Source organism: Chitinophaga niabensis (genome assembly GCF_900129465.1).
GTDB classification, from domain to species: Bacteria; Bacteroidota; Bacteroidia; order Chitinophagales; family Chitinophagaceae; genus Chitinophaga; species Chitinophaga niabensis.
In genome coordinates, this window is sequence record NZ_FSRA01000001.1 from 3,767,103 (window position 1) to 3,791,668 (window position 24,566).

The following is a 24,566-nucleotide window of genomic DNA, read 5'->3' on the forward strand; positions in this document are numbered from 1 at the left end:
AGGATGCTGACCATTCATATTGTGTGATCTATAATTTGTAATTCTTTATGGGACGTATATTTGAAGTAAGAAAACATACCATGTTTGCCCGCTGGGACCGCATGGCCAAACAGTTTACCCGGATCGGCAAGGAAATAGCCATGGCAGTTAAACAAGGCGGTCCGGACCCAGACAACAACCCAGCACTCCGTCGCTGTTATGCGAATGCGAAAGGTGTGAATATGCCTAAAGACCGTGTGGAAGCTGCTATCAAGCGTGCCATGGGTAAGGATACAACTAATTACGATGAAGTTGTGTATGAAGGATATGCACCACATGGCGTGGCTGTAATAGTTGAAACTGCTACAGACAACACCACCCGTACCGTTGCCAATGTAAGGATGCACTTCAATAAAGGAGGCGGAAGCCTTGGAAACAGCGGTTCCGTTGGATTTCTGTTTAACAGGATGGGGGTTTTCAAGATCAAGAACGAAGGACAGAACCTGGAAGAGCTGGAGCTGGAACTGATAGATTTCGGGCTGGAAGATATTGGAGAGGATACAGAGGGTAATATCATCCTCCGGGCTGCCTTCAGCGAATTCGGTAATATGTCCAAAGCGCTGGAAGAAAGAGGTATGCCTGTTATCAGCGCTGAATTACACAGGATTCCAACCACACAGGTGGAATTAAATGAAGAACAAACAAAAGAAGTACTGGAAATGATTGACAGGCTGGAGCAGGATGAAGACGTGCAGCAGGTGTTCTACAATCTGAAGTAATTCTCTTTTATACGATACAACCCGGAATCAGGCGCAGCACGTCCGGTTCCGGGTTCTTTTTTTAGCCTGTTACAATATTCTGAGCATTACCTTGCAGAAAAGCCTGCACATTCTCCACCGTTTTATTCATCAGCCGCTTACGGGCATCCAGTGTAGCCCAGGCGATATGCGGCGTGATCAGGCAATTCCGGGCAGGGAAAAGCGGATGATCTGCTGCAGGAGGTTCGGTAGACAGTACATCCAGTCCCGCCCCGGCAATAACACCGTTATTTAATGCAGCCGCCAGGTCCGGTTCATTGATAAGCGGCCCCCTGCTGGTATTGATCAGGAAAGCCGAAGGTTTCATGGTAGCCAGCAGATCTGCATTCACAAAACCCCTATTTTCTGCATTCAGAGGGCAATGAAGGGACACAATATCTGCTTCCCGGAAGCAGGTGGCCTGGTCTTTAAAAGTAACACCAGCCATTTTATCCCTTTCCGGATGTTTATGGCTAACGATCACTTCCATCCCAAATGCCAGCGCAATGGTTGCCACCGTCCTTCCTATCTGCCCAAAGCCGATGATAGCGATGGTTTTACCCTGCAGTTCCATTAATGGCATCTTCCAGTAGCTAAAATCCTTACTTTGTGCCCATTCTCCTTTTCTGACACTGTCCGCATGAACTCCCACTCCCAGGCATAGTTCAAGTATAAGGGCAAAAGTAAGCTGAGCAACAGAAGCCGAGCCATATGCAGGTACATTGGCAACGATGATGCCCTGCGCCTGAGCAGCTTTAATATCCACTACATTGTAACCTGTAGCCATTACGCCGATGTACCGCAAACGGGTCAAACGCCTGATCGTATCTCCGTCTACAATGGCTTTATTGGTGAGAATGATATCCGCCTGGCTGGCCCGTTCTGCCACCTGTTCAGGCAGGGACCTGTCATAAACCGTTACATTACCAAGAGCATGAAGAGGATCCCAGCTTAAATCTCCGGGATTAAGGGCATAGCCATCCAATACAACTATATTCATGAGAAAAAGTGCTGATCAGGGATAAATTTACGGGATAAATCAGCAAATGGGTAGGCGCTGCCATTATTATATAGAAAGGCCTAACCAAAACCATACAAAAAGCCCTTTATATAACGTTGACAGCGCCGGAGATTAACAATACAATTCTAATTTGCAGAGAAAAAACTTTTATGGCATATTGATCTTTGTGAAAATGTTATTCACCTTGTCGATGATGAAATTCCCATACACAGAACGATAAGTGCCATAACATAGTTTACCATTAAGTTGGAGATTGTGCTCTTTGCCAAGTGGATGCATACCTTCAATGAGCCGGATAAAACGCATCCTTTGCAGTTGGCCTCCGCATTTGCATCTGCTCTCTGAGATTTTTTTGTGTGATTGCACAATGTTGCTACACCTGATACATCTTGCTTCCATAAAACGTAGGTTTGAACGCTTTTAAATTAGACAATACAATTTTGATGCACTATTGTACTCAATTGTCTAATGGATACATATATCAGTGGCTTGAGCCCGGGGCTGACAAACAGTAAAGACGATAATAAGCTAAATGGAATTTATGCAGGTTTAGACAGGAATGTATTGGTTGATATAAAACTACATTCCAATGTACAAAAATAATAAAATTAGGGTAGGATAATTTAAAAGAACCTGGTCAGTTTTTTCTGACATTGTCAGCAATCAAAGGATGATGGTTAAAGTATTTAAATAAAAACCTGGCCAGGTTTACTGAACTCAGTCAGTGATCAATCGCGTTTGCAGAAGCATTTGCGATAGATTTCGATTATTCATGGATGATGGTTAATACTATTTTTACTATTCTGCACTGAAGTTACGAATATCAAAGGAAAAAGAACTCATGGTTTGGTCAAAACTGAAGAGGCCGCCTCATTGAGAACGGCCCCTGTTTTCAGCCTATTTGAACCGTCTAAGCAATTTTCTTCTGTCTTGATGTATCAGTGATACCGTTGCAATATAGATATTTCCATTATCCAACTTTAGTTGTATGGATAATGAACAGGGAATGAATAAAAAACGAGAATGAACAAATAAATTATTGTAAAACAGCAGATTACATTTTACAATGAACGATGCTTTCTTAGAATATGCAGTTGCGCACCGGCCACTGCAGGATGGGAGGGATCACAATTTATGACAAGGAAATAGCTGGCTAAAGGGGTTAATTGCCAGTCTTCATTCATCTGGCCTTCATAGCAACAATAGGTTCTTCTGAAATTTAAAGCTACGGGCATGCCAAGCGCCGCACATGCCCTCATGGCCCGGGCCAGGGCTTCTGCAGCCTGGTCCGGTTGATAACCCAGGGCTTCCAGTAATTCACTTGCATAATACTCAGGCAATGTACTTGCCTCATGGCGATGTTGCGTAGCCAATACCTCATCCAGGTAATCAAATGACTGTAGCATATCATTGGATTTTATGGTTTCTTTCTCATCTCTGCTAATTGGGTGAATAACTTACGTTCTTCTTCTGTTAACTGGCCCGGCACCGTGATCTTTACCTTTACATAAAGATCCCCGGCTACTTCTTTACTTCCCTCGGGAACTGGTAAACCTTTTGCTTTCAACCGGAACAGCCTTCCGCTATCAGTACCGGCAGGTATGCTTAACTGTAAAGGACTTCCCGGAACAGCTACCTGCACTTTCCCGCCTAGAACTGCCGTGAAAAGATCAACAGGCACTTCCATATACACATCTTTTCCCTTCAGTTCAAATTGCGCATCAGGAGCGATACTTACTTCTATCAACAGATCACCTGCTTCTCCCCCACTTCTCCCCGGCTGGCCTTTCCCTTTTAACCTGAGTACCTGCCCTGAATAAGTGCCGGGTTTTATTTTGAGATTGAGTTTCTGTCCGTTTACCTCTATCTGGCGTGTGGCTCCGGTATATACATCCTGCAAACTCACCTGCATCGTGGCCTGGAGATCGCCACCCCGCCTGTTACTACGGCCACGCCCTTGTTGAGCACGACTGCCAAAACCACCGCCAAAAAGATGCTCAAAGAAATCAGAGAACTGGCTCCCATCTCCGAACATACTATCGTCATATTGCTGTTGCCGGCCAGCCCCTTGCCCTGAGCGCCATTTGCTCCAGTCAAAATCCCCCCCATTGCTTCCTGCCTGTTCATAGTATTTCCAGTTCTCTCCAAATTCATCATACTTTTTGCGCTTCTCTTCATCACCCAACACCTCATATGCCTCATTCAGTTCTTTGAACTTTTCTTCCGCCAGTTTATCATCCGGATTTTTATCAGGATGGTATTTCACCGCCAGTTTGCGGTATGCTTTTTTAATATCTGCCGCACTGGCTTTTTTATCTATGCCTAATACTTTATAATAATCTTTGTATTCCATATCTCTTAAAATATAACGTTAAACCGGAGTTCGTTGTTTGAAACAGTGAACGGTAAAACACCGCACCCCCTGCAATGATACAGGGGGCGCGTTATTTATTATATAATAAAATAAAAACTGCTACTCTCTGATCATTTCCAGTACCACCTTTACCACATCTTCCACATTCGGTTTGGAGAAATAATCCCCGTCAGTCCCATATGCAGGACGATGCGGTTGGGCAGCCAGTGTACGCGGCGCTACGTCCAGGTAACGATACCCTCCCTGTTTTTCCATCACATGCTGGAACATAAAAGCTGTTCCGCTTCCCGGAACATCTTCATCCACAAACAGGATCCTGTTCGTTTTCTTCAGGGACTCTACTATAGAATGATGAATATCGAAAGGCAGTAAAGTCTGCACATCTATTAACTCACAGGAGATACCCTGCTGGTCCAGGATCTGCATAGCTTCTTCTATGATGCGCAGCGTGGAACCATAAGAAACGATGGTAATATCCGATCCCTCATGCAACACTTCCGGAATACCCAATGGTACGGTGAATTCTTTAAGGTTCTCCGGCAACCGCTCTTTCAGGCGATAACCATTCAATGATTCGATCACTATTGCAGGTTCATGTGCCTGCAGCAATGTATTATACATACCAGCCGCCTGTACCATGTTCCTTGGAACACAGATGTGTATGCCACGCAAAGAATTAATGATCATCCCCATTGGTGAACCGGAGTGCCAGATACCTTCCAGGCGGTGACCACGTGTACGCACAATGATCGGGCAGAATTGTGTGCCCTTTGTTCTGTATTGCAGGGAAGCAACATCATCACTAAGTGGCTGCAGGCCATATAACATATAATCCAGGTACTGGATCTCTGCTATTGGACGAAGACCACGTAAAGCCATACCAATACCCTGCCCCATAATAGTCAGTTCACGGATACCGGTATCGGATATACGCTCTTTGCCATGCTTCTGTTGCAAACCTGCAAAGCCCTGGTTCACATCGCCGATCTTACCTACATCTTCTCCGAAAGCAAATACCAGCGGGTGATAAGAGAATAGTTGATCGAAATATTTATTCAGTATTTCATAGCCATTCAGCATCTGTGCGTCCTCTGCATATTCAGCAGGCACCTCCGGAACTTCCAGCGCGGAGTTAGCACCGGTGGCATGAAGGAAAGTATTGTAATTCTCTTTTTCCTGCAGAAGAAGGTTATCGTAATACAACTGCATTTCATCCAGGGCACCGGAGAAATTACGTGGGTGCCTGAAAATAATGCCAAAAGCACTTTTCAGGATATCCCTGCGTTGTGGTTCACGGTTAGCTGCAATCTCCTGCATCAGCTGGGAAACGTATGCAACATCTCCACGGCCTTCATCCAGGATAGCCTGGCAACGCTCCAGGAACAATTGCACCTGATCTTTAATAGGAGCAATGTATTTATCCCATGCGTTTTTACGGCCTTCCTGCGCAATAACCTTTGCTTCTGCTTCAATCTGCTGCAGGGCAGCATCATCCGCCAGTGCATTTTCCAGCAGCCATTGACGCATCTTCCTGTTACAGTCAAAATCTTTTTCCCAGGCCAGGCGTTCACGGCTTTTGTAACGTTCGTGAGAACCTGAAGTAGAGTGCCCCTGTGGCTGTGTGATCTCTTCTACATGGAAAAGGACAGGAACATGTGTTTCGCGTGCTTTGCGGATTCCTTCTTCGAAAGTTTCACACAAGCCGGCATAATCCCATCCCTTAACGTTATATATTTCGAAACCGTTTGTATTCTCTGTTTTTCTGAATCCTTCCAATGCAGTGCTGATAGAACCCTTCGTAGTTTGATACTTCTTTGGTACAGAGATGCCATAACCATCATCCCAAACAAAAACAACTAAAGGCACCTGTAAAACACCCGCCGCATTCATGGTTTCCCAGAAATGCCCTTCGCTGGTGGAAGCATCGCCGATAGTGGCAAAACAAACCTCGTTTCCATTACGGGAAAGATGCTCATATTGCTGTAATTCAGGTACTTCCCGGAACAGCTTGGAAGCATAAGCCAGCCCCAGTGCCCTGGGCATCTGTGCAGCTGTAGGTGCCATATCCGCAGCACTGTTCTTCATGGAGGCAAGGTTTAACCAATTGCCTTCCATATCTATATTGGAAGTGGAAAAATGAGAATTCATCTGCCGGCCGGCAGAGAAAGGATCATGATTGATATCAGGATCAGCATAGAGTTGCGAGAAAAACTGCTCTACGGTAGCAATTCCACTGGCAAAGGCAAACGTCTGGTCACGGTAATACCCCGAACGGAAATCACCCGGCTTAAAGTATTTAGCCATAGCGATCTGCGCAATTTCCTTACCATCGCCAAAAATGCCAAACTTGGCCTTACCGGTCAATACTTCCCGGCGGCCCAGTAAGCTAACTTCTCTACTGATACAGGCTAGCCTGAAATCACTCAATACCTCCTTCCGGAACTGCTCAAATGACAACTGGCTCTGCATATTCATAGCTAATTCGTTGTTTTCGATCATGCTTACCTGGTTAAAGCACAAATGTAGTGGAAATTGATGAATGGGTAAATGCCCTGTTGATTTCCTCAAATATTTAAATTTTTAAGAAATATTTAATATCTTGATACCTGCGGTTCAATTTTTGGCCGTAAATTTGTTGAGGAAACTGGTAGGAACTATTACGTTTTAACCGATCGATAAAAACCAAATTTTAAAAGATGAAAAAAATTATCTTATCCCTATTTGCAAGTTTGCTGGTAACCACCGCGGTGTTTGCCCAGGCACAGAATGGATCCGGTGCAACGAATGCAGTTGATACCAAGGTGAAGTTTAAAAAAGATAATATTGATTTTGGTGTAACCAAATTCAACAAACCTGTAACGATCACATTCGAATTCACGAATATCTCCAAAGAGCCTGTATTGATCGAAAAGGCCACTGCCAGTTGCGGTTGTACTGTTCCTAACTGGACGGTAGAACCTATCCTTCCTGGTAAAGCCGGTAAGATCACTGCAACTTACAGCGCCAATCAGGTAGGTAAACCGCAAAAAACGATCTATCTCAAACTGAAGGGAGTTGAACAGGAGAAAGAATTGATCCTTACCGGTACGGTAGAGAACTAATCAGATAAATCTTTCGCATATAAAGCCTCCGTTCATCACGGGGGCTTTTTTTGTTATACTTCATTACAATACCTTTGCACCGCTAAACAATACACCAAATGCCTAATATCAGTCAGCGTGGACAGATCATGCCACCCTCTCCCATTCGTAAGCTGGTCCCCTATGCAGAAGCAGCTAAGAAGAAAGGAGTGACCGTTTACCATCTTAACATTGGCCAACCGGATATCGAAACCCCTCAGCCAGTGCTGGACGCGGTAAGACATTCCACTTTTAAGATCCTGGACTACAGCCATAGCGCCGGTAATGAAAGCTATCGCCGCAAACTCATTAGTTATTATAAGAAGTTTGATATTACGGTAGATCATACAGAGATCATTGTAACAACAGGTGGCTCGGAAGCCATCCTGTTTGGTTTCATGGCCTGCCTGGATCCCGGAGATGAGGTAATTGTACCGGAACCTTTTTATGCGAACTACAATGGATTTGCCACAGAAGCGAACATAAACATCGTTCCTGTTACTTCATCTATTGATACCGGCTTTGCCTTGCCGCCGATAGCAGACTTTGAAAAAAAGATCACGCCCAAAACAAAGGCCATCCTGATCTGTAACCCCAACAACCCTACCGGTTATTTATATAGCCGTGCAGAAATGGAAGTGTTAAAGGAGATCTGCCTCAAACACAATCTCTTCCTGTTCTCTGATGAAGCCTACAGAGAATTCTGTTATGACGGGGAAAACATTTCTGCTATGAACCTTACCGGCATGGATAACCATGTGGTAGTGTTTGATACTATTTCCAAGCGATACAGCGCCTGCGGTGCACGTATAGGGGCTGTAGTTACTCATAACAGAACGATCCTTGACTCCGTGATGAAGTTTGCACAGGCCCGTCTTAGCCCGCCCAGTTTCGCTCAAATTGCAGCAGAAGCCGCAGTAGACCTCCCCGATAATTATTTTGATGCCATCAAAGCGGAGTATCAAAGCCGCCGCGATACCCTGGTATCCTTACTGAATAAGATCCCTGGTGTATTCTGCCCCAATCCCGGCGGAGCGTTCTATGCAATGGCGCGTTTGCCCATTGATGATGCGGATAAATTCTGCCAATGGCTGCTGGAGTCCTTTTCATATGAAGAGCAAACCGTTATGTTATCTCCTGCAACCGGTTTTTATGCCACTCCGGGGCTTGGAAAGCAGGAAGTGCGGTTAGCTTATGTAATAAATAAGGAATCTATCACAAAAGCGATGAAAACGCTGGAAAAAGCACTCGAAATCTATCCGGGCAAAATTTAAATCTTGCCAATAAGCGGGTAAAAAGCGGGAAGATCATGTTAAAAAAACATTATTCTTCTGAAACATGACAAAAATCATGTTTCTCAATAGGATGGCTGGAACGCCTATGAATAGAGGATATTTGCATTACAATAAATTCTATATATCATATTTTGGCAAAAACATCCATTTTTTACAACATTGTTGTTTTGAAATACGATTTTATTGCCTATTTTTACTGTGTAATCAGGACGCAAAGGAAGAAAAGTTAGATAGTAAAAATTTAGATACATGTTAGACAAAATTCTAAACCTGCTTAGCAAAAATTTAACTTGTATAATTTTGACAAATGGGAAAATGGCGCGACCTTTGCATTATCAACATTATGTAAAAAAACGGCGACAAACTAAAACGTTTTAGCTAATCAACATATTTTTGTATCAGTTTTTCATAACGTGGAATTTATAAAGGCAAACGGCTCTGTTCACAGAGCCGTATTTTTTTTCCCTAATATCAAGAATTATCTTTTTCCAACCGATTGCAATTTAAAATCCACGATTTCAAGGAAATTTCCGCCATAATAGCGGGCACATCATTAGTATTTTTTCATATTATTGTCATGTAATGAAAAGACAAGGTGGGTATTGTGCTTAACCGCATAGTACCTTTCGCTAGTTTTCATAACGTGGAATTTTAAAATGCAAAGGTCCCGATTCCTCGGGACCTTTCCTTTTAAATGAGGTCAATGAAATGGGGTCTCCCCCATTCCATTATATTTCTACATATTCGACTTGATCATAGTAAAGAAGTCATCAAACAAATAGCGGGAATCGTGCGGACCCGGAGTGGATTCCGGGTGATATTGCACAGAAAACGCAGGTTTGTTCTTAATGCGGATCCCTTCTACAGAATTGTCATTCAGATTAACGTGGGTTACTTCCACATTTTCAGAAGCTGCCACAGCCTTTGCGTCTATCGCAAAACCATGATTCTGGGTAGTGATCTCACATTTACCGGTCAGCAGGTTCTTCACCGGATGGTTCAGCCCACGGTGACCGTGATGCATTTTATAAGTAGGAATGCCATTGGCCATAGCCAATAACTGATGCCCCAGGCAAATTCCAAACAGCGGACGATCAGCAGCCAATACCTGCTTGATAGTATCTACCGCATAAGTAAGCGGAGCCGGATCGCCGGGACCATTAGAGATGAAGTAAGCGTGAGGTTTGAAAGTTTCACATTCTGCAAAAGTGGTTTGCGTTGGATGTACTTTCAGGTAAGCACCTTTTTCTGAAAGGCATTTCAGCATGTTACGCTTTACACCATTATCAATTACTGCTATACGGATCTCTGCATTGGGATCGCCAACAAAATAAGGTTCTTTGGTTGAAACTTCGGCACACAATGCCAGCCCTTCCATAGATGGAACTTTGGCCAGTTGCGCCTTCAATTCCGTTTCATCCAGTATTTCAGAAGAAATGATACAATTCATGGCCCCTTTACTGCGGATATGCGAAACAAGTGCACGTGTATCCACTTCATGTATGGCTACCAGGTTATTTTCTTCAAGGAATTGAGCGAGGGAAGTATCCGCCATCTTGCGGGAGAAATTATGGGCGATATTCTTACAGATCAACCCGCTGATCTTTACACTGCTGCTCTCTACATCTTCATTCTTGGTACCATAGTTACCTACGTAACAGTTGTTCATGATCAGCACCTGTCCTTTGTAAGAAGGATCTGTGAACACTTCCTGGTAGCCCGTCATCCCTGTATTGAAACAAAGTTCTCCGGAAGCTGTTCCAACTTTTCCGAAAGCTTTACCATGGAAAACGGTGCCATCTTCTAATAACAGCATGGCTGGCTGTGATGATCTGGTAGTCTGCGGCATTTCTTCTTACCCTTTCTTTTTTTATGTTCCCGGAAGGAACGGTTAAAACTGTGCAAAGTTAGGGCATGATTTTGAATTTTGGATGGGTTATTTAAGATCAATTCAATCTTGCCGATCCCATCACCTTTTCCGCTATCTTTCTACCGGTTTCATCATTCCCCCGGTGCGTTACCAACAACTGTACCCGGGTACCTCCTCTTACTGCTACCAGGCTGCTGAACTCTATAGGAGAAGACTGTTTGTAAATATAACTACCATGCTGCAGCATTGCCTGCTGCCCCAGGATTATGACCGCTTTTTCCGTGTAAGTGAATTGTGATACCCCCTCTTCCCTGCTCAATTGATTGGCAGCCTCTTTTGATGCCAGCTCCAGGCCAATATAATTGTCTGCCAGGTAAACCACTTCATCCATCCTGATCACCAGCCCTTCCCCGTTACTTCCCCCTTTAAAAGCTTTCAGCCGCATATTAGGCTGATCCTTAACAGGTACCGGTGATAAGGATAATGGTGTCTGTAATTGAAGCATATTCCCTCTGAAAGTGCGCCAGTTATCTGTATTCAGCATCGTAACAGGAACAGCCGGCTCCTGGAACATTTTAACCAGTGTTGGCCCATAATAGGCCCCCAGCGTGCTGCAGGCTATCAATACCACAATACTGGTGATCAAAGCTGTTTTTTTCCGGAGGTCAAACCCCTGGCGGCGGCGCTTTTTCATGATCGCTTCATACCTTGCTTCAGGTACGCCCATTTCCAATTCATACGCAGCAAAAGTGCTATTGGGATGCTGGACCTTCCAGTCCGCATAATTAAAAGGGAATTTTTTACCGCAATGGTCGCAGAAAGTGATGTATTCGGATTTTAATGCGCTATGCTCTGCGCAATAACCGCACTTCAGGTAGTACATAGGATATAGGTTTTCGACATATCAAATATAGTAAATATTTAATTTGTTTTAGCCTTTATGGAGCGAATAACTTTCTCAGCAGTTTCCAGCCGGCCCGACAGCATCAAATAAAAAAGGGACAAAGCCAAATGCTTTGTCCCTCTGATATATTCAGTTCCTTAGAACTATTCAGCAGCTTTTTCTTCAGCAGCTGGTGCAGCAGCATCATCTGCTTTTTTCTTAGCACCACCGGCACGACGGGTTTTCTTAGCAGGTGCTTTTTCAGCTTCTGCAGTTTTACCGTAGATCTCGTTGAAGTCTACCAGTTCGATCAAAGCTACTTCAGCATTGTCACCATGACGTTTGCCAAGCTTGATGATACGGGTGTAACCACCTGGACGGGCAGCGATCTTCTCGCTGATGGTTCCGAACAGTTCCTTGATGGCTTCTTTATCCTGCAGGTAGCTGAATACAACACGACGGTTGTGTGTATCGTCTGATTTACCACGTGTTAACAGTGGTTCGATATACACGCGCAGCGCTTTTGCTTTAGCTAATGTAGTTTGAATACGTTTGTGGCTGATCAGCTCGCAAGCGAGGTTGCTCATCAGGCTCTTACGGTGAGCAGCAGTGCGGCTCAGCTTGTTTAATTTTACTCCGTGACGCATGACATTTTTTTGTTTGTGTTCCCTTGCACCGTGTCAGGAATTACAAGGTACTTGTTATAAAATACAAATCACGGATGCTTTAGAGCTATCCGTGATTTGTGCTATACAGATTTTATTCTTCGTCCAGTTTCAGTTTGGACAGGTCCATACCGAAGTGGAGACCTCTTTCGCCGAGTACCTGCTCGATCTCGCTGAGTGATTTCTGACCGAAGTTCCTGAATTTCATCAGTTCCTCCTGTTCGTATTGAACGAGTTCGCTCAGGGAGTTGATCTTTGCAGCTTTCAGGCAGTTGAATGCACGAACGCTCAGGTCCAGATCTTCCAGCGGAGTTTTCAGGATCTTGCGGAGTTGCAGTGTTTGCTCGTCTACAACATCTTCTTTCTCAGTATCCTTGGTATCAAAACTGATATTTTCATCAGTGATGATCATCAGGTGCTGGATCAGAATGCGGGAAGCTTGTTTAACGGCTTCTTCAGGATGGATAGTACCGTCCGTGTGAACTTCCATGATCAACTTCTCATAGTCAGTCTTTTGTTCAACCCGGGTGTTTTCGATGCTATACTTTACATTCTTGATGGGTGTAAATACAGAGTCGATGGCGATGTATCCGAAGATTGCATCTTTGGGTCTGTTCTCTTCAGCAGGAACGTAACCGCGACCTTTACCGATCGTCAGTTCAATATCCAGCTTAGCAGAAGGATCCAGGGTGCAGATCAGCAGTTCAGGGTTCATGATCTGGAAAGAGTTGGTTGCTTTCTCGATCATATCTGCACGGAACTCTGTTTTACCTTTGATAGAGATCTGAATTTTCTCGCTGCCTACTTCATTCTCCACAATCTTCTTGAAACGTACTTGTTTCAGGTTGAGGATGATCTCAGTAACGTCTTCAGTGATCCCTTTCAGGGTAGCAAACTCGTGATCGGCGCCTTCAATCTTTATTCCCACAATGGCATAGCCCTCCAATGAAGACAACAGTACACGGCGGAGCGCGTTACCAACTGTCACACCGTAACCTGGTTCTAATGGACGGAATTCGAATTGAGCTTCAAAGTCCGTGGACTTCTGCAAAACGATCTTGTCAGGCTTTTGGAAATTAAGAATTGCCATTGATATGCTTGATTTATGAGTTTAACTTATGTTACACAGCTATAGCCACCAGCAGGCGGCTATAACATATTACTTAGAGTACAATTCCACGATCAGTTGTTCCTTGATGTTCTCAGGAACGCTTTCTCTTTCAGGATATGCAATGAAAATACCTTTCATGTCCTTTTCATTCCAATCCAACCAGCTGAACTTTGGATTCTTTCCGCGGATGTTGCTGGTGAGGGAAGTGTTACCGGCTGTTTTATTCTTCAGGCCGATTACATCTCCTGGTTTCAGTTGTAAAGAAGGAACGTTTACTACAGTACCGTTCACCGTGATGTGCTTATGCGCAACAAGCTGACGGGCTGCAGGGCGTGAAGGTGCGATACCAAGACGGAAAACTGCGTTGTCTAAACGAGCTTCCAGCAATTTGATCAATACTTCACCGGTAACGCCTTTTCTACGGGTAGCTTCTTCGAAGAGGTTACGGAACTGGCGCTCCAATACACCGTAAGTGTATTTAGCTTTTTGTTTCTCTCTCAGCTGTAAGGCATATTCACCCAGTTGTTTACGCTTGCGTTGTGCACCGTGTTGACCGGGAGGATTGCTGTTCTTACCTAAATACTTGCCATTTCCTAAAATGGGCTCGCCAAAAATCCTTGAGATCTTGGTCTTGGGTCCTGTGTACCTTGCCATGTTATTTGGTTCAGATTTTTAGTTTCGGTGTACGCTCATTTAAAAATCTTAAAATTCGATCGTACACCCACATTGTTTAAAATAAATATACTAATTATACATTACGAATACGAATTACCTGATACAAATGTTCATTGTAACAGATAATTCGTAAAAATAAATGTCTTTTCTATACCCTTCTCTTCTTAGGAGGACGGCAACCGTTGTGAGGCAGCGGCGTCACGTCTTTGATCAGGGTTACCTCGATACCGGAGTTAGCGATAGCGCGGATAGCACTTTCACGACCGGCACCTGGGCCTTTTACAAATACATCTGCTCTTTTCAAACCTGCGTCAAAAGCGGTTTTTGCAGCATCTGAAGCAGCCAGCTGAGCAGCATAAGGAGTGTTCTTCTTAGAACCCTTAAAGCCCATTTTACCGGCGGAAGACCAGGAGATCACCTGACCTTGCTTGTTAGTGATGCTTACAATGATGTTGTTGAAACTAGCGGAGATATGTACGTCTCCGAAGTTATCCACCTTTACTACCCTCTTCTTAGCGGCAGCTTTTGTATTAGTTGCTTTTGCCATAATTCGTTAAAATTCCAACTATGAGATTCCAAATCCCGTTTTATATAAAAACCCTTTATGCTGCCAGTTCCCGGATCTGGAAAGAGGGAGACCAGCAAAGGGATCTTACTATTTCTTTGGTGCCTTCTTCTTTCCGGCAACGGTTTTACGTTTACCTTTACGGGTACGGCTGTTGGTACGGGTACGCTGACCTCTAACCGGCAGACCTTTCCTGTGACGGAGACCACGGTAGCATGCGATATCGAGCAAACGCTTGATGTTCATTTGAACTTCAGAACGCAGCTGACCTTCTACCTTCAGTTCGCTGTTAATGATATTCCGGATGGCGCCTTGCTCGTCATCATTCCAGTCTTTCACTTTTTTGTTAAGATCAATGCCTGCTTTCTCCAGGATATACACTGAGGTAGAGTGACCAATACCGAAGATATAAGTCAGACCTATTTCACCTCTTTTATTTTTAGGAAGATCAATACCGGCTATACGTGCCATATTAATTGTTTAATTTATAATTCGTTTAAATGAATACAGAAACTGATTAACCCTGACGTTGTTTAAAACGAGGATTCTTTTTGTTGATCACCAGCAAAACACCTTTGCGGCGAACGATCTTGCAGTCTGCACTTCTTTTTTTGATGGAAGCTCTTACTTTCATGAGTCAAAAGTTATAGTCTAAAGTTATTGTCTATTTATACCTGAAAATTATACGGCCCCTGCTCAGATCGTAAGGACTCATCTCAACGCCGACTTTATCACCGGGCAGGATGCGGATATAGTGCATTCTCATTTTTCCAGAGATGGTGGCCAAAATCTCATGTCCGTTTTCCAGTTTTACCCGGAACATAGCATTTGATAAGGCTTCTAGAATAATACCATCCTGTTTAATGAGTGCCTGTTTCGCCATAAAAAATTTTAGGAATGCAAAGATACCACAAAAAGTTATTAAACTGAAAAAAATACCATAAATAATCTTTGGAAAAGCGTCACTGTGTGGATAACTTTTGACAGACGTGGTTATGACCGCAAAAACTCATTCAATATCAGGCTATTACAAAGTGTTTTATTTCAGAATCTGCAACGGGGCTGGATCTGTGATCTACCCGGTTTTTAAAACCAGATGGCAAATATAAGCTTTTCAAGTGACATCCAGGCACTAAAGCGCTAGTTCAGGTAAGCTGAGTTAATAGCAGGATTGTTCTTCTCCGCTACTTCGATCCCTTCAAAAGTGGATAGAACATCAGGTTTACCTTTCATCACAGCTACCGTATGTTCATAGTGAACGGAAGACTTACGGTCGCGTGTTACAACGGTCCAGCCATCTTCCAGGTATTCCACATCACGGGTGCCCAGGTTTACCATGGGTTCAATGGCTATCACCAGGCCTTCTTTCAATACTGCTCCGCTACCCCTGCGGCCGTAATTCGGCACTTGCGGGTCTTCGTGCAGGTTACGGCCTAAACCATGCCCTACCAGCTCTCTAACCACCCCGTAGCCACGTTCCTTCTCCACATACTCCTGGATAGCATAAGCAATGTCTCCTACCCTGTTACCTACAATGGCTTTTTCGATCCCTTTGTTAAGGGCTGTTTTAGTAGCAGCCATCAGCTTCTGCACATGGCCGGGGATCTCCCCTATGGCAAAAGTGTATGCGCTATCTCCATGAAACCCTTCACTGAATACACCTACATCAACGGAAACAATATCTCCGTCCTTTATAGTGTACCCGTTGGGGATGCCGTGTACCACGGCTTCGTTTACGGAGATACAGCATGTATTGGGAAAACCTTTATAGTTCTTGAAGGAGGGTACTGCCCCGTGATCCCTGATGAATTGCTCTGCAATTGCATCCACATCCAAGGTACTCATTCCGGGTTTCAGCCTGCTGGCTACTTCTGCCAGTGTAGCACTTACGAGTTGAGCGCTTTTACGGATCAGTTCTATTTCTTCTTTCGTCTTGTAATGGATCATAACGTGCAAAATTATGGAAAAATCTGATTGTTTTCTTATGAACAGCAGAATGGCCGCAGTAGTTCGGAAAGCTGAAAAGTATGACAAAAAAAACACCAGGAATCAGAGACTCCTGGTGCGCTATATCTTTAATTCTTAAGATTGTTTTGATCAGGCATTAGCCGGGCTCGTCCTGCCTTTGATCCTGCCGGAACTCATCAGGCCATCGTAATGGCGCATGAGCAGCTGGCTTTCGATCTGCTGCAGGGTATCCAGGATAACCCCTACCATGATCAGCAGCGAAGTACCGCCGAAGAAGGTAGCAAAGGCACCGTTGATCCCTACTGCGGCTGCAACACCGGGGAGAACACCTACCAATGCCAGGAAACATGCACCGGGAAGGGTGATGCGATCCATAACAGCTCCGATATAATCTGCGGTGGCTTTACCGGGCTTAACACCGGGCACAAAACCATTATTACGTTTCATCTCATCCGCCATTTGGGTAGGATTGAAGATCAGCGCTGTGTAGAAGAAGGTGAATACTATTACCAGTACTGCGTAGATCAGGTTATAATAACCATTTGTATGATCGCTGAATATGCGGATAAATGCAGATGCACCTTCGTTGTTTGTAGCAAAACCGATAGCTGTAGCGGGGATGAACATGATGGCCTGGGCGAAGATGATGGGCATTACACCGGCAGCATTCACTTTCAGCGGAATGAACTGGCGTACACCTCCATATTGCTTGTTACCAACAATGCGTTTTGCATAGTTCACAGGGATCTTGCGGGTACCCTGCACCAGCAGGATAAGACCTACTGTGATCAGGATGAAGAAAGCGATCTCCACCAGGAATATCAGCAATCCGCCACCTGCACCGGTTGTTTTGAGCGACAGCTCCTGCAACAGGGCTTCCGGCAGACGGGCGAGGATCCCGGTCATGATGATGATAGAAGTACCGTTACCAATACCTTTATCTGTGATCTTTTCTCCTAACCACATTACGAACAATGTACCAGCAGTGAGCACAACCGTAGTAGACAGCCAGAACATGAATGAACCATATTCAGGGATAAGTGCACTACCGGATTGTGTTCTGAGGTAAGCCACATACGCGCTGGCCTGGAAAGCCGTAACAATTACGGTCAGGATACGGGTATATTGGTTGATCTTCTTCCTTCCGCTATCCCCTTCTTTCTGTAATTTCTGGAAATAAGGCACTGCGATGGTGAGCAGTTGAATAGCGATAGACGCTGAGATATAGGGCATGATACCCAGGGCAAAGATGGAAGCGCGGGAGAATGAACCACCGGCGAACATATTGAAGAGGCCCAGGATGCCTTTTTGAGACGTCTCAGAGAATTTTGCCAGCTCATTGGGATCGAGACCGGGAAGGGTGATATAGGAACCTACGCGGTACACCAGTACCAGAAGCAGCGTGGTACCAATGCGTTTACGCAGGTCCTCGATGCTCCAGATGTTCTTTATGGTTTCGATAAATTTCTTCACAGGAAGATAAGAGTTTAATAACGCGTGTAAAATTCGAAAAGACGCACTACTCCGTAGGCGCCTTCTCTATCGTAATTTCTTAAACCAGTTCTATTGATCCGCCAGCTGCTTCTACTGCTGCTTTAGCTTTTTCACTGATCGCGTTCACCTTCAACACAACTTTGCTTTTCACTTCACCCTGACCGAGTACTTTCACTTTAGCTGTTTTGTTGATCAGGCCGTTCATGTACAGGTTCTCTACGGAGAATTCCTGCAGACCATATTTTTCGATGATCACATCCAGGTCACCGATGTTGAACACTTTGTATTCAGTGCGGGTGATAGGGATGAAACCGCGTTTAGGCAAACGACGTTGAATAGGCATCTGACCACCTTCGTGACCTCTTTTGCTGGAGTAACCAGTATTGGATTGAGCACCTTTGTTACCTTTCGTAGCAGTACCACCTTTACCGGATGCTTCACCACGACCTAAACGTTTTGATTTATGTACTGCGCCTTGTGCAGGCCTTAAATTCTGTAAACTCATAATTTTAATTGTTTTACTTACGCGGAAATCAACCGCTCGCTTTTACAATGATAGTTCAAAAAAGTAAGAAGCCAAATGTAATTGTTTTTTTTACATTACGCGTTTACATTCTCCACCTTTACCAGATGGTTCACGGCACGCACCATACCCAGTACCTGGGGGGTTGCTTCTACTTCAACAGTGGCATGCATCTTTTTCAGACCAAGCGCCTTAAGGGTCAGCTTTTGTCTTTCCGGACGGTCGATACCACTTTTTACCTGAGTGACTTTAATCTTTGCCATTTTACTTTAAATATTCCTAATTAGAAATAATGCTTATCCGTTGAATACCTTTTTCAGGGAAATGCTACGGGTTTTAGCAATCTGCAGCGGTTCGCGCAGCAGGCCCAACGCTTTGAAAGTAGCTTTCACCACGTTGTGCGGGTTTGCAGAACCCAGGGATTTCGCCAGAACGTCGGTAATACCAGCGCTTTCCAGCACAGCACGCATAGAACCTCCTGCGATCACACCAGTACCGTGAGCGGCTGGTTTGATCAGTACTTTCGCTGCACCTTCCTTCGCCAGTTGGTCGTGAGGAATGGTGCCGTGATGTACCGGGATCTTAATCAGGTTCTTTTTAGCGTCGTCGATCCCTTTAGTGATGGCTTCCTGTACTTCCTTGGCTTTACCAAGGCCGTGACCTACCACACCGTTCTCATTACCTACAACTACCAGCGCGGAGAAACTGAAAGTCCGGCCGCCTTTGGTGGTTTTGGTAACCCTGTTGATAGCTACAACCTTCTCTTTCAGCTCAAGATCGCCAGCTTTTACTTTATTGAATGAATTCTTTGCCATTTTTATTTAATAAGAATTACGATATCAGATTGATTAAAATTGCAGTCCACCTTCGCGTGCGCCATCAGCTACTGCTTTTACACGACCATGGTAGAGGTAACCACTCCTGTCGAATACGCAGGTTGAAAGTCCCAGTGCTTTGGCTTTAGTGGCCAATGCAGCGCCCACCAGCTTTGATTTCTCGGATTTGGTACCTTGCTGGGCTTTGATATCCTTATCACGGGAAGAAGCGGATGCCAGGGTAGTGCCATTGGTATCGTCAATCAGCTGCACATAGATGTCCGCGTTACTGCGGTAAACCGCTAAACGGGGATGTTGTGCAGTTCCGCTGATCTTTTTACGGATCCGGTAGCGGATATTTTGTCTTCTGTCTGTTCTTGTACTCATTATGAAGTGTATTTAAGGCCCGATGCTGCCGGGACTATTACTCTTTATTGATTATTAATGCTGTTAGCTTTTACCGTTTATGCCGCGTTGCGGATGGTGTTATTACTTACCGGCAGATTTACCAGCTTTCTTACGTACCACTTCACCTGCATAACGAACACCTTTACCTTTGTATGGTTCTGGTTTGCGGAGGCTGCGGATCTTGGCAGCTACCTGGCCTAACAGTTGATTGTCTATACCTTCCAGCATGATCTTCGGATTCTGACCTTTTTCTGTGAGGGTTGAAACCTTCAGTTCAGATGGTATTTCGAAGATAATGTTGTGAGAATAACCTAAAGATAGGTCTAACAACTGACCCTGGTTCGCAGCTTTATAACCCACACCCACCAGTTCGAGTTGTTTTTTGAATCCTTCAGATACGCCTGTAACCATGTTAGCTACGAGAGCACGGTATAAGCCATGCAAAGCGCGGTGACGGATCTGGTCTGTAGGACGGGAGATCAGGATCTCACCATCTTTTACTTCCAGTTTGATATCACGGTCCATTTCTTTCTTCAGTTCACCTTTGGGACCTTTAACCGTGATCTCGTTAGCAGGGGATACAGTTACTGTAACGCCGCTGGCCAATTTAATAGGACTTCTTCCTATACGTGACATAATCAGTCAGTTTAATTGTGTTGTGTAATTCAGGCATTCCGTGTTCAGCGCCGGAAAAAGAAGAGCTTAATTGTCAGAATGCCATCAATCCCGCCTTTTGCAAGGCGGGATCAGTTATATTAATAAACGAAGCAAACTACTTCGCCACCTACGTTCTGTTGTTTCGCTTCCTTATCGGTCATTACACCTTTGGAAGTAGAAATGATAGCGATACCCAGGCCATTCTTGATGCGTGTGAAACCATCAGGTTTGGAATACTGGCGCAGACCCGGACGGCTGATCCTTTGCAGGTCAGTGATCGCAGGGATCTTTGTTTGCGGATCGTATTTCAGCGCTATTTTAATGAGGCCTTGTTTGTTGTCCTCTTCGAACTTGTATTTCAGGATATAACCTTTATCATACAAGATTTCGGTAATGCGTTTCTTCAGTTTTGAAGCCGGAATTTCCACGATCCTGTGATTTGCCATCTGGGCGTTACGGATGCGTGTTAAAAAATCTGCTATTGGATCAGTAACCATTGTTTCGAAAAAATTTAAAACAGTTAGTACAATGCGATATCCAATCGAAAAAGAAAGGAATCAAGTTAATCTGCGAGTGGGTAATTCAACCGGAATTACCAGCTTGCTTTTCTTACACCAGGGATCTTACCTGCCAGTGCCATGTCGCGGAACATGTTACGACATACGCCAAACATGCGGATATATCCTTTTGGACGACCGGAGAGTTGGCATCTGTTGTGCAGGCGAACGGGAGATGCGTTCTTAGGCAGTTTGTCCAGCTCAGCATAATTGCCTTCTGCTTTCAAAGCAGCGCGTTTTTCTGCGAACTTGGCTACCATCGCTTCTCTCTTCCTTTGTCTGGCTTTTACGGATTCTTTTGCCATAATTGATTATGAAATATTAATATTAGTTTTCTTTTCTGATGTTCTTGAAAGGCATGCCCAGTTCTTTCAACAGCTCATAAGCTTCTTCGTTGGTTTTGGCAGTGGTCACGAAAGTGATATCCATACCAGTCATACGGGAAACTTTATCGATGTCGATCTCAGGGAAGATGATCTGCTCTGTAACACCCAGGGTATAGTTACCACGGCCGTCAAAAGCTTTTTCGTTGATACCTTTAAAGTCACGAACACGGGGCAGGGATACAGAGATCAGCCTGTCCAGGAACTCGTACATATTTACACCACGCAGCGTAACACGTGCACCAATCGGCATGTTCTTACGCAGTTTGAAGTTGGAGATGTCCTTTTTAGACATGGTAGCAATAGCTTTCTGACCGGCGATACGGGTCATTTCATCTACTGCAACATCTACCAGTTTCTTATCACCTACCGCACCGTTGATACCCTGGTTCAGGCATATCTTGGTAAGGCGGGGAACCTGCATTACGCTTTTATAATTGAATTTCTTATGCAAAGCAGACACCACTTCATTACGGTATTTAGTTTGCAGCCTGGGTTGATATGATGTGTTTGCCATTATTTGATTACCTCCCCTGATTTTTTAGCGATACGAACTACTTTACCATCCTGTTTCTGACGAGCTACACGTGTAGGTGCGCCAGCCTTTGCATCCCATAACATCACGTTAGAGATAGCAATAGGAGCTTCTACCTTTACAATACCGCCTTTGGTATTCTGGGCAGAAGGTTTGGTGTGTTTAGTGATGATGTTCACGCCTTCCACTAATACACGGCTTTTGTCAAGAATTACTTCCAACACCTTGCGGGGTTTGGTCCGGTCTTTATCATCACCGGTAACCACCACAACCAGGTCGCCTTTCTTAATGTTGAACTTAGGCTTAAATCTAGTTTTCATCTGTTTGTTTATTTATAAACGCCAAACGGAACACCTGTTCCACTTGATTAATATTTATGTCGTTTTTTAAACGGGCTGCAAAGATATGCAAAGAATTCGGATCTTGAATTCCAGCTTTCAGATAAAGGTAATTTTCATATATATTACCCTTATCCTCAAAATCTTTAATTCCAGATCCGAACGTATATTTTACTCCTTAAAGCACTTCTGGCGCCAGGGAGATGATCTTCATATATCCTTTATCGCGAAGCTCACGTGCAACCGGACCGAATATACGGGTACCGCGTGGCTCGTCTGAGTTATTCAGCAATACAACGGCGTTGTCATCGAAGCGGATGTAAGAACCATCTTTACGACGGAGTTTCTTCTTTGTTCTTACAATAACAGCTTTGGTTACTGTGCCTTTCTTTACACCACCACCGGGGATAGCGTCTTTCACAGTCACTACAATCTTATCACCCACACCTGCGTAATCCTGACCGGAGTTGCCGAGTACGCGGATACAGAGTACTTCTTTAGCACCACTGTTATCAGCTACGTTCAGCCTTGATTCTTGTTGTATCATCGTAATACGTTGTTAATTGTTTTAGCAGAGGCTGCGTATCAGTTGATGACGGGCAGCTTGAAACAAATGAATAATTACTTTACTTTAGCGATCACTTCAACCATGCGCCAGTTCTTGTTTTTGCTTAACGGGCGGGATTCCATGATACGTACGGTATCACCAATGCTGCACTCGTTCTTTTCGTCGTGTGCCATGAACTTGGTGGTTTTCTTAATGAACTTACCATAGATCGGGTGTTTCACTTTACGTTCAACTTCAACAGTAATGGTTTTATCCATTTTATTGCTGGATACCAGTCCGATCCTGGTTTTTCTTACTTTTCTTTCTTCGGTCATTTTGAAAGGTATTTTACTCCCTAAAGAGATAATTTATCGTTTTTATTGGTTAATAGCTATCACTAGAAACCCAACGCTCTTCTGCGCAGTTCAGTCTGGATACGTGCGATGTCCCTTCTGATGAAGCGGATGCTCATCGGATTTTCGATCGGTGTTACCGCGTGGCTGAACGTGACCTTTTTCAAGCGCAACTTCTCTTCAGACAATTTGTCTTTCAGATCTTGTTCAGTCAGGCCTTTAAGGTCCAGTATTGCTTTTGGCATTTTTTAAAATTTTGTTCTGGTTATCAGGTTTGTTTACTTGATCAGGTTTAATACGCTGGTGCTATTAAGCAACAAAGTCGCGGCGCACTACGAATTTCACTTTGATCGGCAGTTTCTGTGCAGCCAGTTCCATAGCTTCTTTAGCTACTTGCAGGGGAACACCATCTGCTTCAAACAGGATGCGACCGGGCTTTACTACGCATGCCCAATGGTCTGGAGCACCTTTACCTTTACCCATCCTCACTTCCAACGGCTTAGCAGTGATTGGTTTGTCCGGGAAAATGCGGATCCACACGTTACCTTCACGCTTCATATGCCTGGTCAGCGCCACCCGCGCAGCTTCTATCTGACGGTCTGTGATCCACTTAGGTTCCAATGCTTTAAGGCCGAATGAACCGAAAGAAAGAGCTGCGCCCCTCTTTGCGTTACCTTTGATGCGGCCTTTGTGCATCTTCCTGTGTTTCGTTCTCTTGGGCTGTAACATCGTTTATGTTGTTAAAAAGTTTGTTTAATTAAGTTTCAACAGCTGTGTGATTATTTACGAGGACCACGGTCTCCACCACCTCTTCTATCACCACCACCGCCACCGCGGTTGTCTCTTCTTTCACCACCACGATCTCCGCCACCACGGTTTCCACCGCCCTGGTGACCACCACCTACGCGGCCTTCACCATCTTTGCCGGATACAGCGTTAGGGTTCAGATCACGTTTACCCAGTACTTCACCTTTACAGATCCACACTTTGATACCGATCTTACCGTAAACAGTCAATGCGAACAAAGAAGCGTAATCGATATCCATACGGAAAGTATGCAGAGGAACGCGGCCTTGTTTCATTTCTTCTGAACGGGCGATCTCAGCACCACCCAAACGACCACCGATCTTAACCTTGATACCTTCTGCACCCATACGGAGAGCGGTAGCAATAGCCATTTTGATAGCGCGTTTGTAGTTGATACGGCTTTCGATCTGTTTAGCGATCGTTTCAGCAACGATGGTAGCATCTATCTCCGGACGACGGATCTCCAGAATGTTGATCTGAACATCTTCTTTTCCGGTCAGTTTCTTCAATTCTTCCTTGATGCGGTCCACTTCGTTACCACCTTTACCTATGATGATACCAGGCTTAGAGGTATGAATGGTGATGATGAGCTTACCGAGTGTTCTTTCGATCACTACGCGTGAAATGCCGCCTTTGTTGATACGTGCATTCAGGTAAGTCCTGATCTTGTTATCCTCGATCAGCTTGGAAGCATAATCCTTTTTGCTTCCATACCAATTAGAGTCCCATCCTCTGATGATACCTAACCTGTTACCAATAGGATTTGTTTTCTGACCCATGTTCTGGTTTTATTTGTCTATGAGTTTTAAATATATTTTTTTCCTACA

General features: G+C 44.4%; 33 protein-coding genes. 3 read left to right on the forward strand and 30 right to left on the reverse strand.

All coding sequences use genetic code 11. The features are described from left to right. Positions 1 to 47 precede the first annotated feature (47 nt). On the forward strand, positions 48 to 758 hold the full coding sequence (locus BUR42_RS14950) for a YebC/PmpR family DNA-binding transcriptional regulator (RefSeq protein WP_074239994.1): 711 nt from the start codon (positions 48 to 50) through the stop codon (positions 756 to 758). Positions 759 to 819: 61 nt separating this feature from the next. On the opposite strand, the gene BUR42_RS14955 is transcribed toward BUR42_RS14950, so the two are convergent. The 5 genes from BUR42_RS14955 to BUR42_RS14975 all read right to left on the reverse strand — a co-directional run bounded on the left by BUR42_RS14955 (position 820) and on the right by BUR42_RS14975 (position 6,670). Continuing rightward, entirely contained in the window at positions 820 to 1,776 is a 957-nt protein-coding gene (locus tag BUR42_RS14955) for a D-2-hydroxyacid dehydrogenase (protein ID WP_074239995.1), read from the reverse strand. Between the two features lie 168 nt (positions 1,777 to 1,944). Further along, positions 1,945 to 2,103 carry a hypothetical protein gene (locus BUR42_RS29770; protein ID WP_159442276.1) on the reverse strand — a complete coding sequence of 53 codons (159 nt, stop codon included), beginning with the start codon at positions 2,101 to 2,103 and terminating at the stop codon, positions 1,945 to 1,947. A 755-nt stretch (positions 2,104 to 2,858) separates the two neighbouring features. After that, positions 2,859 to 3,203 (reverse strand): hypothetical protein, encoded by a 345-nt coding sequence (locus tag BUR42_RS14965; protein WP_074239997.1) that lies wholly within the window; start codon positions 3,201 to 3,203, stop codon positions 2,859 to 2,861. 11 nt (positions 3,204 to 3,214) lie between these two features. Beyond that, positions 3,215 to 4,150 (reverse strand): DnaJ C-terminal domain-containing protein, encoded by a 936-nt coding sequence (locus BUR42_RS14970; protein ID WP_074239998.1) that lies wholly within the window; start codon positions 4,148 to 4,150, stop codon positions 3,215 to 3,217. A gap of 120 nt (positions 4,151 to 4,270) precedes the next feature. After that, entirely contained in the window at positions 4,271 to 6,670 is a 2,400-nt protein-coding gene (locus BUR42_RS14975; protein ID WP_074239999.1) for an alpha-ketoacid dehydrogenase subunit alpha/beta, read from the reverse strand. 197 nt (positions 6,671 to 6,867) lie between these two features. Here BUR42_RS14975 and BUR42_RS14980 point away from each other — a divergent pair, with 197 nt between their 5' ends. Together BUR42_RS14980 and BUR42_RS14985 are read left to right on the forward strand one after the other, a co-directional pair. Then, positions 6,868 to 7,272 (forward strand): DUF1573 domain-containing protein, encoded by a 405-nt coding sequence (locus tag BUR42_RS14980; protein ID WP_074240000.1) that lies wholly within the window; start codon positions 6,868 to 6,870, stop codon positions 7,270 to 7,272. Between the two features lie 98 nt (positions 7,273 to 7,370). After that, positions 7,371 to 8,564, forward strand: a complete 1,194-nt coding sequence (locus BUR42_RS14985; RefSeq protein ID WP_074240001.1) for a pyridoxal phosphate-dependent aminotransferase — start codon at positions 7,371 to 7,373, stop codon at positions 8,562 to 8,564. Positions 8,565 to 9,321: 757 nt separating this feature from the next. Here the strand turns inward: BUR42_RS14985 and carA are convergent. The 25 genes from carA to rpsC all read right to left on the reverse strand — a co-directional run bounded on the left by carA (position 9,322) and on the right by rpsC (position 24,518). After that, positions 9,322 to 10,434, reverse strand: coding sequence for a glutamine-hydrolyzing carbamoyl-phosphate synthase small subunit (gene carA / locus BUR42_RS14990; RefSeq protein ID WP_074240002.1), 1,113 nt, complete (start codon positions 10,432 to 10,434; stop codon positions 9,322 to 9,324). Between the two features lie 97 nt (positions 10,435 to 10,531). After that, on the reverse strand, positions 10,532 to 11,338 hold the full coding sequence (locus BUR42_RS14995; RefSeq protein ID WP_074240003.1) for a hypothetical protein: 807 nt from the start codon (positions 11,336 to 11,338) through the stop codon (positions 10,532 to 10,534). Between the two features lie 164 nt (positions 11,339 to 11,502). After that, positions 11,503 to 11,985: a 50S ribosomal protein L17 gene (gene rplQ / locus BUR42_RS15000; protein WP_074240004.1), complete on the reverse strand. Its 483-nt coding sequence runs from the start codon at positions 11,983 to 11,985 to the stop codon at positions 11,503 to 11,505. 112 nt (positions 11,986 to 12,097) lie between these two features. Beyond that, positions 12,098 to 13,093, reverse strand: coding sequence for a DNA-directed RNA polymerase subunit alpha (locus tag BUR42_RS15005; RefSeq protein ID WP_074240005.1), 996 nt, complete (start codon positions 13,091 to 13,093; stop codon positions 12,098 to 12,100). A 69-nt stretch (positions 13,094 to 13,162) separates the two neighbouring features. Continuing rightward, positions 13,163 to 13,768 (reverse strand): 30S ribosomal protein S4, encoded by a 606-nt coding sequence (gene rpsD / locus BUR42_RS15010; protein WP_074240006.1) that lies wholly within the window; start codon positions 13,766 to 13,768, stop codon positions 13,163 to 13,165. 169 nt (positions 13,769 to 13,937) lie between these two features. Then, positions 13,938 to 14,336: a 30S ribosomal protein S11 gene (gene rpsK / locus BUR42_RS15015; RefSeq protein ID WP_074240007.1), complete on the reverse strand. Its 399-nt coding sequence runs from the start codon at positions 14,334 to 14,336 to the stop codon at positions 13,938 to 13,940. A 108-nt stretch (positions 14,337 to 14,444) separates the two neighbouring features. Then, positions 14,445 to 14,825: a 30S ribosomal protein S13 gene (gene rpsM / locus BUR42_RS15020; RefSeq protein WP_074240008.1), complete on the reverse strand. Its 381-nt coding sequence runs from the start codon at positions 14,823 to 14,825 to the stop codon at positions 14,445 to 14,447. A gap of 46 nt (positions 14,826 to 14,871) precedes the next feature. Beyond that, positions 14,872 to 14,988, reverse strand: a complete 117-nt coding sequence (gene rpmJ / locus BUR42_RS15025; RefSeq protein WP_074240009.1) for a 50S ribosomal protein L36 — start codon at positions 14,986 to 14,988, stop codon at positions 14,872 to 14,874. 30 nt (positions 14,989 to 15,018) lie between these two features. Next, the gene (gene infA / locus BUR42_RS15030) at positions 15,019 to 15,237 is read right to left on the reverse strand and encodes a translation initiation factor IF-1 (protein WP_012789309.1); all 219 of its coding nucleotides are present in this window, start codon (positions 15,235 to 15,237) and stop codon (positions 15,019 to 15,021) included. A gap of 257 nt (positions 15,238 to 15,494) precedes the next feature. Continuing rightward, positions 15,495 to 16,301 carry a type I methionyl aminopeptidase gene (gene map / locus BUR42_RS15035; protein ID WP_074240010.1) on the reverse strand — a complete coding sequence of 269 codons (807 nt, stop codon included), beginning with the start codon at positions 16,299 to 16,301 and terminating at the stop codon, positions 15,495 to 15,497. 150 nt (positions 16,302 to 16,451) lie between these two features. Then, a complete protein-coding gene (secY, locus tag BUR42_RS15040; RefSeq protein ID WP_074240011.1) occupies positions 16,452 to 17,795 on the reverse strand; it encodes a preprotein translocase subunit SecY in 1,344 nt (447 codons plus the stop codon). Between the two features lie 79 nt (positions 17,796 to 17,874). Further along, the gene (rplO, locus tag BUR42_RS15045) at positions 17,875 to 18,321 is read right to left on the reverse strand and encodes a 50S ribosomal protein L15 (protein WP_074240012.1); all 447 of its coding nucleotides are present in this window, start codon (positions 18,319 to 18,321) and stop codon (positions 17,875 to 17,877) included. Positions 18,322 to 18,416: 95 nt separating this feature from the next. Then, positions 18,417 to 18,602: a 50S ribosomal protein L30 gene (gene rpmD / locus BUR42_RS15050; RefSeq protein WP_074240013.1), complete on the reverse strand. Its 186-nt coding sequence runs from the start codon at positions 18,600 to 18,602 to the stop codon at positions 18,417 to 18,419. A 33-nt stretch (positions 18,603 to 18,635) separates the two neighbouring features. Next, the gene (gene rpsE, locus BUR42_RS15055; RefSeq protein WP_074240014.1) at positions 18,636 to 19,154 is read right to left on the reverse strand and encodes a 30S ribosomal protein S5; all 519 of its coding nucleotides are present in this window, start codon (positions 19,152 to 19,154) and stop codon (positions 18,636 to 18,638) included. A gap of 33 nt (positions 19,155 to 19,187) precedes the next feature. Continuing rightward, positions 19,188 to 19,541, reverse strand: a complete 354-nt coding sequence (rplR, locus tag BUR42_RS15060; RefSeq protein ID WP_074240015.1) for a 50S ribosomal protein L18 — start codon at positions 19,539 to 19,541, stop codon at positions 19,188 to 19,190. Positions 19,542 to 19,643: 102 nt separating this feature from the next. After that, on the reverse strand, positions 19,644 to 20,198 hold the full coding sequence (rplF, locus tag BUR42_RS15065; protein WP_074240016.1) for a 50S ribosomal protein L6: 555 nt from the start codon (positions 20,196 to 20,198) through the stop codon (positions 19,644 to 19,646). A 119-nt stretch (positions 20,199 to 20,317) separates the two neighbouring features. Then, the gene (gene rpsH / locus BUR42_RS15070; protein WP_074240017.1) at positions 20,318 to 20,716 is read right to left on the reverse strand and encodes a 30S ribosomal protein S8; all 399 of its coding nucleotides are present in this window, start codon (positions 20,714 to 20,716) and stop codon (positions 20,318 to 20,320) included. Between the two features lie 95 nt (positions 20,717 to 20,811). Beyond that, complete coding sequence (rpsN, locus tag BUR42_RS15075; protein ID WP_074240018.1) at positions 20,812 to 21,081, reverse strand: 30S ribosomal protein S14; 270 nt, start codon at positions 21,079 to 21,081, stop codon at positions 20,812 to 20,814. A gap of 22 nt (positions 21,082 to 21,103) precedes the next feature. Beyond that, entirely contained in the window at positions 21,104 to 21,676 is a 573-nt protein-coding gene (gene rplE / locus BUR42_RS15080; protein WP_074240019.1) for a 50S ribosomal protein L5, read from the reverse strand. After that, positions 21,676 to 22,014 carry a 50S ribosomal protein L24 gene (gene rplX / locus BUR42_RS15085; protein WP_074240020.1) on the reverse strand — a complete coding sequence of 113 codons (339 nt, stop codon included), beginning with the start codon at positions 22,012 to 22,014 and terminating at the stop codon, positions 21,676 to 21,678. Before rplX ends, rplE begins: the two co-directional genes overlap by 1 nt. A 196-nt stretch (positions 22,015 to 22,210) precedes the next feature. Then, entirely contained in the window at positions 22,211 to 22,579 is a 369-nt protein-coding gene (gene rplN / locus BUR42_RS15090; protein ID WP_074240021.1) for a 50S ribosomal protein L14, read from the reverse strand. Between the two features lie 74 nt (positions 22,580 to 22,653). After that, on the reverse strand, positions 22,654 to 22,914 hold the full coding sequence (rpsQ, locus tag BUR42_RS15095) for a 30S ribosomal protein S17 (RefSeq protein ID WP_074240022.1): 261 nt from the start codon (positions 22,912 to 22,914) through the stop codon (positions 22,654 to 22,656). A gap of 62 nt (positions 22,915 to 22,976) precedes the next feature. Further along, on the reverse strand, positions 22,977 to 23,177 hold the full coding sequence (gene rpmC / locus BUR42_RS15100; protein ID WP_074240023.1) for a 50S ribosomal protein L29: 201 nt from the start codon (positions 23,175 to 23,177) through the stop codon (positions 22,977 to 22,979). A gap of 64 nt (positions 23,178 to 23,241) precedes the next feature. Further along, on the reverse strand, positions 23,242 to 23,661 hold the full coding sequence (gene rplP / locus BUR42_RS15105; protein WP_074240024.1) for a 50S ribosomal protein L16: 420 nt from the start codon (positions 23,659 to 23,661) through the stop codon (positions 23,242 to 23,244). A 50-nt stretch (positions 23,662 to 23,711) separates the two neighbouring features. Beyond that, a complete protein-coding gene (gene rpsC, locus BUR42_RS15110) occupies positions 23,712 to 24,518 on the reverse strand; it encodes a 30S ribosomal protein S3 (protein ID WP_074240025.1) in 807 nt (268 codons plus the stop codon). Between the last annotated feature and the right edge of the window lie 48 nt (positions 24,519 to 24,566).

Bases quoted from the DNA above. Each gene is read 5' to 3' on its own strand.
- rplQ (WP_074240004.1), bottom strand. From the start codon at position 11,985: ATGCGTCACGGAGTAAAATTAAACAAGCTGAGCCGCACTGCTGCTCAC.
- rpsK (WP_074240007.1), bottom strand. From the start codon at position 14,336: ATGGCAAAAGCAACTAATACAAAAGCTGCCGCTAAGAAGAGGGTAGTA.
- rplR (WP_074240015.1), bottom strand. From the start codon at position 19,541: ATGAGTACAAGAACAGACAGAAGACAAAATATCCGCTACCGGATCCGT.
- rplO (WP_074240012.1), bottom strand. From the start codon at position 18,321: ATGAGTTTACAGAATTTAAGGCCTGCACAAGGCGCAGTACATAAATCA.
- map (WP_074240010.1), bottom strand. From the start codon at position 16,301: ATGATCCATTACAAGACGAAAGAAGAAATAGAACTGATCCGTAAAAGC.
- rpmJ (WP_074240009.1), bottom strand. From the start codon at position 14,988: ATGAAAGTAAGAGCTTCCATCAAAAAAAGAAGTGCAGACTGCAAGATC.
- rplP (WP_074240024.1), bottom strand. From the start codon at position 23,661: ATGTTACAGCCCAAGAGAACGAAACACAGGAAGATGCACAAAGGCCGC.
- infA (WP_012789309.1), bottom strand. From the start codon at position 15,237: ATGGCGAAACAGGCACTCATTAAACAGGATGGTATTATTCTAGAAGCC.
- rpmC (WP_074240023.1), bottom strand. From the start codon at position 23,177: ATGCCAAAAGCAATACTGGACCTTAAAGGCCTGACTGAACAAGATCTG.
- BUR42_RS29770 (WP_159442276.1), bottom strand. From the start codon at position 2,103: ATGCGTTTTATCCGGCTCATTGAAGGTATGCATCCACTTGGCAAAGAG.
- BUR42_RS14950 (WP_074239994.1), top strand. From the start codon at position 48: ATGGGACGTATATTTGAAGTAAGAAAACATACCATGTTTGCCCGCTGG.
- BUR42_RS14985 (WP_074240001.1), top strand. From the start codon at position 7,371: ATGCCTAATATCAGTCAGCGTGGACAGATCATGCCACCCTCTCCCATT.
- rplX (WP_074240020.1), bottom strand. From the start codon at position 22,014: ATGAAAACTAGATTTAAGCCTAAGTTCAACATTAAGAAAGGCGACCTG.
- rpsE (WP_074240014.1), bottom strand. From the start codon at position 19,154: ATGGCAAAGAATTCATTCAATAAAGTAAAAGCTGGCGATCTTGAGCTG.
- rpsN (WP_074240018.1), bottom strand. From the start codon at position 21,081: ATGGCAAAAGAATCCGTAAAAGCCAGACAAAGGAAGAGAGAAGCGATG.
- BUR42_RS14975 (WP_074239999.1), bottom strand. From the start codon at position 6,670: ATGATCGAAAACAACGAATTAGCTATGAATATGCAGAGCCAGTTGTCA.
- rpsM (WP_074240008.1), bottom strand. From the start codon at position 14,825: ATGGCACGTATAGCCGGTATTGATCTTCCTAAAAATAAAAGAGGTGAA.
- carA (WP_074240002.1), bottom strand. From the start codon at position 10,434: ATGCCGCAGACTACCAGATCATCACAGCCAGCCATGCTGTTATTAGAA.
- rpmD (WP_074240013.1), bottom strand. From the start codon at position 18,602: ATGGCAAAGATTAAAGTCACTCAGGTAAAAAGTGGTATCGACCGTCCG.
- rpsH (WP_074240017.1), bottom strand. From the start codon at position 20,716: ATGGTTACTGATCCAATAGCAGATTTTTTAACACGCATCCGTAACGCC.
- rplE (WP_074240019.1), bottom strand. From the start codon at position 21,676: ATGGCAAACACATCATATCAACCCAGGCTGCAAACTAAATACCGTAAT.
- rplN (WP_074240021.1), bottom strand. From the start codon at position 22,579: ATGATACAACAAGAATCAAGGCTGAACGTAGCTGATAACAGTGGTGCT.
- rplF (WP_074240016.1), bottom strand. From the start codon at position 20,198: ATGTCACGTATAGGAAGAAGTCCTATTAAATTGGCCAGCGGCGTTACA.
- rpsQ (WP_074240022.1), bottom strand. From the start codon at position 22,914: ATGACCGAAGAAAGAAAAGTAAGAAAAACCAGGATCGGACTGGTATCC.
- BUR42_RS15005 (WP_074240005.1), bottom strand. From the start codon at position 13,093: ATGGCAATTCTTAATTTCCAAAAGCCTGACAAGATCGTTTTGCAGAAG.
- BUR42_RS14970 (WP_074239998.1), bottom strand. From the start codon at position 4,150: ATGGAATACAAAGATTATTATAAAGTATTAGGCATAGATAAAAAAGCC.
- BUR42_RS14965 (WP_074239997.1), bottom strand. From the start codon at position 3,203: ATGCTACAGTCATTTGATTACCTGGATGAGGTATTGGCTACGCAACAT.
- rpsC (WP_074240025.1), bottom strand. From the start codon at position 24,518: ATGGGTCAGAAAACAAATCCTATTGGTAACAGGTTAGGTATCATCAGA.
- rpsD (WP_074240006.1), bottom strand. From the start codon at position 13,768: ATGGCAAGGTACACAGGACCCAAGACCAAGATCTCAAGGATTTTTGGC.
- BUR42_RS14995 (WP_074240003.1), bottom strand. From the start codon at position 11,338: ATGTACTACCTGAAGTGCGGTTATTGCGCAGAGCATAGCGCATTAAAA.
- BUR42_RS14980 (WP_074240000.1), top strand. From the start codon at position 6,868: ATGAAAAAAATTATCTTATCCCTATTTGCAAGTTTGCTGGTAACCACC.
- BUR42_RS14955 (WP_074239995.1), bottom strand. From the start codon at position 1,776: ATGAATATAGTTGTATTGGATGGCTATGCCCTTAATCCCGGAGATTTA.